Here is a 9,136-nt window from a genome sequence, read left to right as displayed (position 1 = left end):
CCCGCCGCCCCCGCCCCCCCCCCCCCCGCCCCAGGAGGCCACGGCGGTGGCCCTGTCGCGGTAGGAAGCGGCTGCTGCGCGCTGCCGGGCGGCGTGGGCTACTTCCAGCGCCCTATGGCCCGCCGAGGTGAGCGAGAGCATGTGTCCCATGCCGGCGCAGGAGGTGCTGGTATCGGCCGCGATCAGGCCGGCGTCGATCAGTGGCTCGACTGTCTCGGCCTCGACCGTCGTCCCGAGGCCGTTGCTGCGGATGACGTCCTTGCCGCCGAGCCCGTTCTCGCGCAGCCACAGGTCCCCGAGTTGCACCTCGCGCAATGCCATTCGAGTGACGCCTTGTTCGTCGTCCCAGGCGCCCAGGCCGACGAGGGCCTGCTGGGGCGTGCTCTGTCGCCGGGACCGTTCGCTACTCGTGGCCTTCCGGTCGGCACCGGTGCACCGGGCGTAAGCGGTCAGGGAGGCCGCGAACTGGGCGAAGGCCGCTTCCCGGCGGGCGGCGAGCAGGTCGATCCGCAGGCCGGTCTCCCGCAGGATGCCGTCGTACGTGGACTGTCCGGCGTGCTCGCCGGCCGCGACCGGCGACAGCTTCGCGACGGCCGCCTTCGCGGTGGCGGTCAGCTCGCGGTGGATGCCGTCGACGGCGGTGGCAGAGGAAGCGAGATGCCAGGCGAGGCCGGCCTCGGGGCTGTCCTCGGGGTGGCGCCGCAGCAGGGTCCAGACGTCGTCCACGCCGAGCTGCTCGTGGACCCGGTGGGCCGCGGGCCTCGTGTGCTGGTCGTGCGGGTTCACTCGTCCGTCTCCATCCGGGCGATGAGGGAGCGGACCAGGGTGGGCAGGCTGTCGGGGCCCTCACCGCCGAGGCGGACGAAGCTGACGGTCTCCTTGAGGAGGTCGTGGGCGTCCTCGGTCAGGGCCCCGATGATCTCCGTGCAGGCCTCGGTGAAGTCGGAGGCGGTGAGCAGGGCCCGGCCCAGGAGCTGGAGGTAGAGGCCGGGCGGGAGCGCGGCTTCGGCCGCCAGGGAGGCGACCGTCTCCTGGTCGCGCGGGGTGTAGCCGGAGAGGTCGAAGCCCTCCAGCTCTGCGGGGACGGTCGGTGAGGCACCGGGGTGCGGCGGAAGGCCGGCCATAGTGGCCAGGGCGTCGACGGTCTGCGTCAGCTCGGAGAGCGATTCGGTGAGCCAGCCCAGGGCGGAGGCGTAGGAGGCCAGGGTGAACAGCGTGGCGGGGGTGGTCGGGAGTTCCTCGTCGAGTAGGTCCTCCATTCGGTCCGCGAGGGCTGTGAGGACCGCTGGGCCGGAGGCGAGCGGGCCCAGGACGGGGTGGAGGTAGGAGCGGGACAGCGGGGTGGAGTGCTGGGTGGTGACAATGCCGGAGACAGCCTCGGCGGCCTCGACGAGCCAGGTGGCGAGGTCGGCGTGGGTGGGGGCGGCGGTCATCATCGGGCCTTTCGTGCAGGGGGATTGGCGGTGTAGCCGGGGGAGGCGGTGGTGTAGGCAGCGCTGGGGGCAGCCGCGGGTGCCGGGCTGGTGCAGCGGGCGCGGGCGGCGCGCACCCGGGCTTCCTCGGCGGGGCTGAGGCCCGCCGGAAGGTTGAGGCCGGTGCGGCCCAGGCGGTTCTGGGCGGAGCGGTATACCGCATAGTCCAGCCGCGGCCCGGCGGCGACGAGGTGGACCTCGCGCCCGTGCTTTGAGTTCGGCGGGGCGTCGCGGAACTGCACGACCAGGCGGTGGCTCGCCCACTGGTCCCCGACGCCGAGGTAGATCTTGTGACAGCCCTCCAGTCGGCCCTCGAGCCGCTTGGCGACGCGCTCACCGTGCACGAGGTCCTGCAGGTGCAGCAGCGCCTGGTCACGGACGGCATCGGGGAGTTGGCGCAGGTCAGCGATGGCGTCGGGATGGGCGGAGAAGCCGAACTTCGCGCGCGTCACAGCGACCGCCCCCGATCGGGACGGGCGACGGCGGCTGCAGCGGGGGCGGCGGCCACGACGGCGGCGACGCTGATGGACGGGGCGGTACTGCGGGCGAGGGCGGCGCGGGTGCGGTTGGCTTCCGGATCGCGGTCCTCGGGCGCCAACGGCAGGGGGCCGAGATCTGTACGCGTCCACCGCCACGCCGATTCCACGTCGGGGAAGGCGCCCTCGCGGAGCGTGTAGGTGCCGCGGTCGGGCTGGAGCTCTTCGAGGAACAGGCGCGCCGGCAGTTCGGGGGCGCTCCGGTCGACAGCAATCGTCCACGCCTCGGTGGCTTCGCCGTCCATGGCCAGCTGGTCGATGACCTCGTAGCGGTCGCCGGAGCGGTGGATCCGCTCCTCGACGCGCGTCGTCAGCTCGTCGCCGGGGCGCATCCAGGCCAGCTGGAGGGCGTCGGACGGGCACCCTCGCTCGATCAGCCACTTGCGCGCGAACGCGAGGTTCGCGTGCTGCGACGTGCGCAGACTGAACGACTCCTGGTCCCGATGGCGGACGACGTCGAAGGCGGCCACGTTCGGCTCGCCGTAGAGCATGGCCCAGGTTGCGGTGGTGTCGAAGGCCAGAACGAAGGAGCGCTCGCCGACGTCGTACTGGGCGAGGACCTTGAACTCCTCCTCGTGCATTCCGTCGAACAGATCGGCGGACTTCTCGTCGGCGGGGGTCAGGCCGTCGACCTGGAGGTCGAGCGTCGGGGTCATGCGGCGAGTCCCAGCTGGTCGGGGGTGGCCAGGACGCGGTGGGCGGGCCGGGACGGGCTGGTGGTGCACGCCGCGAACGGGCCGTCCGGCGACCGGAGCTGGAGGAGGGCGTGATCCAGGTGGTCGCGGTGCCAGGTGGCGGGTCCGGCCTGACCGGCCTCGGCGGCGGTGAGCTGCTGCCAGGCGAGCCACAGGCCGTGGAGGCGGGCGACGGCCTCGGGGTGCTCGTGCCACTTGGCGCACCAGGGGCGGGTGGAGCTGATCTCCCGGCCGTAGACGGGCAGGAGGATGTGGGTGACCCAAAACGACAGCTCGGCCAGCTCGGCGGCGTACCGGGCGCCACCCATCGCGAGGATGAACAGCGGTGTGTCGGCGTCGGGTTCGTCGGCGGGCTCGGGGTCCGGCTCGTGGTCGGCTTCGGCGCCGAGGCGGTCGAGGATGACGCCGTGGTGGCGGACCTCGGCCATGGTGCGGTTCAGGGCGCTGACGAGGTCGTCGAGGTCCTCGTCGGGGATGCGGATCGGCTCGGGCTCGGGGGTGCCCGGCATCGGGTCGGACATGGCACATCCAGGTGGTTCGGGCGTACGAGGGCGGGGACGGCGGGTCTTCTTCGGGTCACGGCGGGGCTCCGGTGAAGCGGCGATGGACAGAGGATTCGCAGGATCGGCGGTTTGGTGCGGCCGCCAACTCGTGCTAGTACTGCAACGGTGCTTATAGTGACGAGGCTTCAGCTCTTGGGCTGTGGCGTCGTCGCTTGTAGTGGCTGGTGCGGGCTGGTGTTGGCGTCGACGGCGCCAGCGGGACCAGTGCAGGACGTGGGCAGTGCTGCGGCGGACAGGTCTGGCGCGAACCGGTGAGCGGGCCGCGCGGGCAAGCAAGCCCGTCCGACCGACGACGAGCAACGGCCTCGGAGATATCGCCCCGAACGGTCCGACGCGCGAAGCCCACAACCGTCGCGGCGAACACCGTTGCAGTGCCTGGCACGGTGCCGATGCTCGTACCGGTCCTGCCGAGACCGGCCGGTGGTGGGTCAGTTGAGCAGCAGCGTCGTGTCCCAGGCAGTCGCCGCACCGCTGCTGGCCGGCCCGGCGCGGTGAGCGGTGAGGGCGAGGGCGATGCCGGCGGCTCCGTCGAGGAAGCCCGCGCGGTGCGGGGCCGGCGAGACGGAGCCGGGCAGGGACGGGCGGTCGTAGCGGAAGCCGAAGGGCTGCGCGGGGTCGTACGCGTCGAGGACTCGCGACAGCAGGGCCGGCAGCCGGGCGGTCAGGCGCGGGTCGCCGCTGTCGCGGGCCATCAGCGTGGCGATGTGGAGGACGCCGGCCCGGCCGTGGCACAGCGAGGTGTCGGGGAGGGCGTCGGCGGGATCGCCGAGGACGCTCGACAGGGCGTCCTCGGCGCGCCGCCGCCAGTCGGCGCGGTCCAGGGCCAGGCCCGCGAGCTGCAACGCACGCGCGACGCCCGGGGTGCCGTAGCACCAGGCGATCATCCTCCGGCCGTTCCCGCCCGCGCCGCCCCCGGACGGGCCGCCCTCGCCTGCACCATCCCCGGTCGAGCCAGCGGCGCCCGAAGCGCCTTCGCTCGAACCGCCGCCGCCCGGACCGGCGAGCAGGGCGTCGTGGCCGACGACCTGTGGCCAACTGCCGTCGGCGTGCTGCCATTCCAGCAGGTGGTCCACGATGGTGTGGACGGCCTGCGGGTGGCCGGCCACCCGCACGCCGGAGCGCCAGGCGAGGGCGAGCAGGGCGAGCGGGCCGCTGATGCCGTGGGCGAGGCCGAGGTTGGCGTGCCCCACGGAGTCCTGCGGGCCGGCGCCGGGGATGGTCGGCGCCCACCAGCCGGGCAGCGCAATGCCGTTGACGTCGACGGGGCGGGTCAGGCGGACGAGGTGGGTGAGGGTGTCCTCCAGCAGCGGGCGGTGCCGGTCGGGGGTGAGCAGGAGGTAGCGGCCGAGTCCGGCGGTGCCGCTGATGACGTCGAAGGCACTCAGCCGCACCCCGGCGCGCCCGGCGTCCAGGCGTTGCCGCTCGACGGTCAGCAGGCTGCGCAGGCGGTCGGCGATCCAGGCGTCGAGGGAGTCGAGCAGGCTGGCGTAGTCGCCCGGGCGGTGGCGGGCGAGGCGCGCGGCGTGGGCGAGGGAGGCCGGTCCGGCGAACAGTCCGGTCGGCTGCGGCCCGGCCAGGCCGGCCGCAGCGGCCCGCAGATGGGCGTGCCCGGCTGCCCTCAGCCCGCCGATAGAATCAGCGAGTTCGGCGAACAGCAGGGCCACCCCCGGGTGGCCTTCGGCGAGCCCGAGCGGCGCCCACGGCGGCGTCTGCTCCGCCCGGCCCGGGAGGTGGTCGACGTTGCCCTCGGCGGTGGCCCGGGCGGCCACCCCGTCCGGGTCGGCGAGCCGTTCGGCCAGCTCGGCGACGATGTGGGCGGCGCGCTCCTGGAGGGCGGTCACGGACACGTGGTCCTCCTGCGGCGTTCGAGGTGGGCTTCGACGGCGCCCCGGGCGATCGCCATCGCGGTGGCCTCGCCGGCGCGGTCGATGCCGAGCAGCCGGTTGTGGCGCATGTGCAGCAGCGAGAGCAGCACCTGCGTCGGGTCGGACCACGACCGGTCTCCCAACTCCCGAAGAACCAGGGCGTACTGGGTGTGGGCGTGGTCCCGCGACTGCCAGGCGGTGAGCAGTTCGCGCCCGCCGGGCCGGCCGCGAAGCGCCGCCCAGTGCGCGTACGGGTCGACGAGGGCGAGGGCCTCGCGGCGGCGGCTGCGGAACTCGCGGTGCTGCTCGTCGCGTGGGACCGCGCCCAGCAGCCAGTCGCTCCAGGCGGTTTCGTCTCCGGTGTGGGCGGTCCAGAAGCTGCGGGCGAGGTGGATGGTGCCGACGGCGGCGAGCAGGACGGGTTCCAGGTCGAGGGCGCCGTGTTCGGCGTGGGCGAGGGCTTCGACGGCGGCCAGGGAGTCGGCGTGGAAGGCCCGCTCGGCGGCGGCGATCGCGTCGGGGCCGCCGTAGCGTTCCAGCTCGGGGTCGTAGGTGTCGAGCCGCAGCCCGCGGACCAGTCGGCGGGCGCGCAGTGAGGTGGCCCAGCGGTGCAGGCGGGGCAGCAGCTCTGCGGTGAGCGCCTGCGGCGTGCCGTGGAAGCGCAGCCGCAGGTGGGGGTCCGGGTCGGCGTAGCGCAGGAAGAACCAGCGGTCCACCTCGGGCGGCAGCTCGGCGATGAGCGCCGGCAGATGTCGGGCGAGCAGCTCGTTGTGGTGGTCGGCGGCGCAGTGCAGTGCGGCGTACAGCCACTCGCCGCCGGGCAGGTGCTCGGCCGGGGCGGCCCGGCGCGGGGCGGGCGGGCGCGCCGACGGCCGGGAACCGGCGGGGGCGGCCAGCAGCGGGACGATCAGCTCGTTGCGGTGCCCGCCCTCGGGGCTGGCCAGCCAGCCGCTCCCGCTGCCGTCGGCGTCCGGCAGTTCCTCCAGGACGGTCTGCGGGCGGCGTCCCAACTCGTGGTGGAGCAGACGGAGATGAAGGGAGTGGTCGAGGCTCAGTTCGAGTGTCTGGTCGCCGAAGCGCAGGCGGATCCGGCCGGGAACGCGCCAGCGTCGCCGCCACTGCCGGACGGCGTGGGTCCAGTCCGCGAAGGACGCTCGCCGGTCGAGGAGGGCCCGGGTGGGTCGCCAGCGGGCCGGCGCGAGGATCGAGCGGCCGTAGGTGACGCGCGGCAGGTAGGGCAAGGCGGCGGCCCGGCCCCAGTCCCAGCTGTGGCTGCCGCGCGCGCCGACGTCCGCGAGGTCGGTGAGCAGCCGGACGGTGTCCGGGGCGAGGCGGGGGACGTCGAGGCAGTGGAAGACCGTCGGGGCGACTTCGCGTCCGCTCGCGCCGTCCACGACGAACAGGCGCTCCTGGTCGGCGCACAGCGCGAGGTCGGCAAGGCGGAGGGTGTCCGAGGCGGCGGGGTCGGCGAACACGCCGACCGGCAGCCGGTGCGGCAGCCACTGCGGCACCTGGACCACGTTGTCGCCGCGGCCGTTGCGGGCCCGGAACGTCACCTGAGCGTGCAGGACGTCGGTGTGGTGGGACAGCGTCCGCTCCGCGCGGGCGAGTTCGGCGAGCCGCTGCTGCTGGTCGGCCGGGAGCAGGTGCGCGAAACGCCCGAAGGTGTTGACCGCCTGGGAGGGGAAGCCGCCGACGACGACCAGCCGGAAGTCGCCCTCGCGCAACGCGTCGGCGGAGCGCGCGAGCAGCCGGACGGCGAACTCGACGGACCGCGACCGGGCGGCCCCGTGCCGTTCGCGCAGGGCGGTGACGAGCGGGTGCCCATCGTCGAGCGCCACCTCCTCCGCGCCCGACAGCGCGGCCTCCAGGGCCGCTTCAAGCAGCAGCCGGTCGCGCTCCGGGTCCGCCCGCTCCACCGACGGCTTCGGCTCGGACGGCGCCCCCAACCCGACGACGGGATCCAGCGCCTCGGCCAGCGGCACCGCCCGACCGGCACCGTAGCGTTCCGTGAACTCCTGGTGGTAGTGGTCGAGTTCGGGTGAAACGGGCAGGCGCGGCGACAGCTGCCACAGCAGCGTGGCCGCCCGGACGGCCTCGGCGCCCACGGCGGACGGGAGCCGGACCTCGGCGTCGAGCGCGAGGTCGACGTGCACCAGCCGATCCCGGGCCTGCAGGCGTCGCATCCGCGCGGTCGCCGCCTCCCACTCCTCCAGCCCCGCCCCTGCCGGCTTTCCCGCGTACCGGGCCAAGTCGCCTTCGACGGCGCGCAGTTCGGCGAGCTCGGGCAGCTCCGCCGGGTCGGTGCCCGCGAGCACGGAAAGGACGTGCCCGGTGGCGTCCGGGCTCTCCGCCGGCGGACGCACCTCCGTGAGCAGGAACTCCTTCTCGACGAGGCGACCCAGCAGCCGCGCGATCGCCCCCGACGGAGCGGACGGCAGGAGCGCCGCCAACCGCTGCTCCAACTCCTCGAAGCGGCAGGGAGTTTGACCGATGTCGAGGGCTGCGCGCACCGCCTCGGTGTGCCGCACGCTCACCTCGCGCACCGCCTCGTCGGAGGAGCCCGCGGGGAGGTACGGAAGGACCACGCGATCGCCGCGCACCGAGCACAGGTTGTTCGCCACGACGCGCAGCCCCCGCAGCACCCCCGGGCGGGTGACCCACCCCTGCACGAGCGCACCCAGCCAGTCCCGCTCGACCCGCGCCACCCGCCGGTGCCCGCCACCGAGCCGGACCTCGGCGTCACCGGGCGCGTCGGCGAACGCCACCGGCGCCACGCCGGCCATCAGCCCGAACGGGGTACAGCGGGTCGCCATCCTGATCCGGTAGGCCGTCAAAGCCCGCACGGCTCGGCGCAGTTCAGGCAGCGCGCAGTCCTCGCCGGCAAGGATCCGGGTCCACCGGCGGGCCAGCGCCGGACTCGACACCGTGACCGCCTCGCGGAACAGCGGGTCGTCGGCCAGCGTCCGCAGGTACTCGACACTGCGCCCGACCTCCTCCGGCCCGCCGGCCGGCAGGTCCACCTGCGTCACCTCGGCGCGGCACAGCGCCTGCGCCGGACTGCGGAGCATGCCGATGCCCGCGAGCGTGAACAGCGGCTGGGCTGCGTCCTGCATCCGGGCCTCCCTCCGGCCCCGACCGCCAGGACCGTTCGCGCACGATTGTCCGGGCGGAGACGGCCGGCGCCCTGGCAAGCGCAACCGAACATCACCCGGAAGGACGCGGTACCCGCCGCGGGGCCGGTCGCCATCGTCGGCGACCGGCCCCACGACGAACACCGAACGGTCAGCTCTGGCAGAGCAGGTCGGTCTGACAGATCACGTTCGACGGGACAGTGCAGCACATCGTGGTCCCGGTGGCCGCCATGGCGGGTCCACCGTCCGCGACGTGTTCGGCGGCGAGCACCTCACGGACGTCGAGGTCGAAGTCGTCCTCGCTGAAGACGGACGGAAGGTTCAGGGTCGTGGGGCTCACGGGTCGCTCCTCAGAGACGGTTAGCACCGGCGGGACCACCGGCACCATCAGGTACCACCGCACCCGCGCTCCACATGCCACCCCTCACCGCAATGGCCCCGGCGTGACGCAGACGGAACGGGTCTCGGTCAGTCACAGACCGAGGTGTACGGACAGATTACGATCGAATAGGCGGTGCACGTGAAGGTCTGCGCCTGGCCGGGATCGTCCGCGCGCTCGGCGTCCAGTAGCTCACGGACGTCGAGGTCGAAGTCGTCCTCGCTGAAGACGGACGGAAGGTTCAGGGTCGTGGGGCTCACGGGTCGCTCCTCGGAGACGGTTGGCACCGGCGGGACCACCGGCACTATCAGGTACCACCGCACCCGCGCTCCACATGCCACCCGTCACCGCAATGGCCCTCTGTGCTCAACGGGAACGGTGAGACGGGTGCCGGGCAACGTGCGGCCTGACCGTGCAGCGCCGTCTCCGTCTCCGGCCGGGCCGGCCGCGCACCGGGGCGGGGCGGATACGCGGGCCCGCACCGGGGACCAG

General features: G+C 74.0%; 9 protein-coding genes. All 9 read right to left on the bottom strand.

The window, feature by feature from the left end; translation table 11 throughout:
* A partial coding sequence (locus ACIQI7_RS15565) for a hypothetical protein (RefSeq protein ID WP_401109588.1) occupies window positions 1-786 on the bottom strand: 786 nt, incomplete at its 3' end.
* Window positions 783-1,436 (bottom strand): hypothetical protein, encoded by a 654-nt coding sequence (locus tag ACIQI7_RS15560; RefSeq protein WP_401109586.1) that lies wholly within the window; start codon window positions 1,434-1,436, stop codon window positions 783-785. The genes ACIQI7_RS15560 and ACIQI7_RS15565, both read right to left, overlap by 4 nt.
* Window positions 1,433-1,924 carry a hypothetical protein gene (locus ACIQI7_RS15555; RefSeq protein WP_401109584.1) on the bottom strand — a complete coding sequence of 164 codons (492 nt, stop codon included), beginning with the start codon at window positions 1,922-1,924 and terminating at the stop codon, window positions 1,433-1,435. The genes ACIQI7_RS15560 and ACIQI7_RS15555 overlap by 4 nt, the downstream gene beginning before the upstream one ends.
* Window positions 1,921-2,664: a glycosyl hydrolase gene (locus tag ACIQI7_RS15550; protein ID WP_401109581.1), complete on the bottom strand. Its 744-nt coding sequence runs from the start codon at window positions 2,662-2,664 to the stop codon at window positions 1,921-1,923. Before ACIQI7_RS15550 ends, ACIQI7_RS15555 begins: the two co-directional genes overlap by 4 nt.
* Window positions 2,661-3,224, bottom strand: a complete 564-nt coding sequence (locus ACIQI7_RS15545) for a DUF4913 domain-containing protein (protein WP_401109580.1) — start codon at window positions 3,222-3,224, stop codon at window positions 2,661-2,663. Before ACIQI7_RS15545 ends, ACIQI7_RS15550 begins: the two co-directional genes overlap by 4 nt.
* 470 nt (window positions 3,225-3,694) lie before the next feature.
* Window positions 3,695-5,113, bottom strand: coding sequence for a lanthionine synthetase C family protein (locus ACIQI7_RS15540; protein WP_401109578.1), 1,419 nt, complete (start codon window positions 5,111-5,113; stop codon window positions 3,695-3,697).
* The gene (locus ACIQI7_RS15535; RefSeq protein ID WP_401109575.1) at window positions 5,104-8,247 is read right to left on the bottom strand and encodes a lantibiotic dehydratase; all 3,144 of its coding nucleotides are present in this window, start codon (window positions 8,245-8,247) and stop codon (window positions 5,104-5,106) included. The genes ACIQI7_RS15540 and ACIQI7_RS15535 overlap by 10 nt, the downstream gene beginning before the upstream one ends.
* Window positions 8,248-8,416: 169 nt before the next feature.
* Window positions 8,417-8,605, bottom strand: a complete 189-nt coding sequence (locus tag ACIQI7_RS15530) for a hypothetical protein (protein WP_401109573.1) — start codon at window positions 8,603-8,605, stop codon at window positions 8,417-8,419.
* Window positions 8,606-8,733: 128 nt separating this feature from the next.
* A complete protein-coding gene (locus ACIQI7_RS15525) occupies window positions 8,734-8,904 on the bottom strand; it encodes a hypothetical protein (RefSeq protein ID WP_401109570.1) in 171 nt (56 codons plus the stop codon).
* Window positions 8,905-9,136: the final 232 nt, after the last annotated feature.

The organism is Kitasatospora sp. NPDC092039 (genome assembly GCF_044756065.1).
In the GTDB taxonomy this organism is placed as follows: Bacteria; Actinomycetota; Actinomycetes; order Streptomycetales; family Streptomycetaceae; genus Kitasatospora.
This window is presented reverse-complemented; position numbering and strand designations above follow the sequence as displayed.

Bases quoted from the DNA above. Each gene is read 5' to 3' on its own strand.
- ACIQI7_RS15545 (WP_401109580.1), bottom strand. From the start codon at position 3,224: ATGTCCGACCCGATGCCGGGCACCCCCGAGCCCGAGCCGATCCGCATC.
- ACIQI7_RS15550 (WP_401109581.1), bottom strand. From the start codon at position 2,664: ATGACCCCGACGCTCGACCTCCAGGTCGACGGCCTGACCCCCGCCGAC.
- ACIQI7_RS15560 (WP_401109586.1), bottom strand. From the start codon at position 1,436: ATGATGACCGCCGCCCCCACCCACGCCGACCTCGCCACCTGGCTCGTC.
- ACIQI7_RS15535 (WP_401109575.1), bottom strand. From the start codon at position 8,247: ATGCAGGACGCAGCCCAGCCGCTGTTCACGCTCGCGGGCATCGGCATG.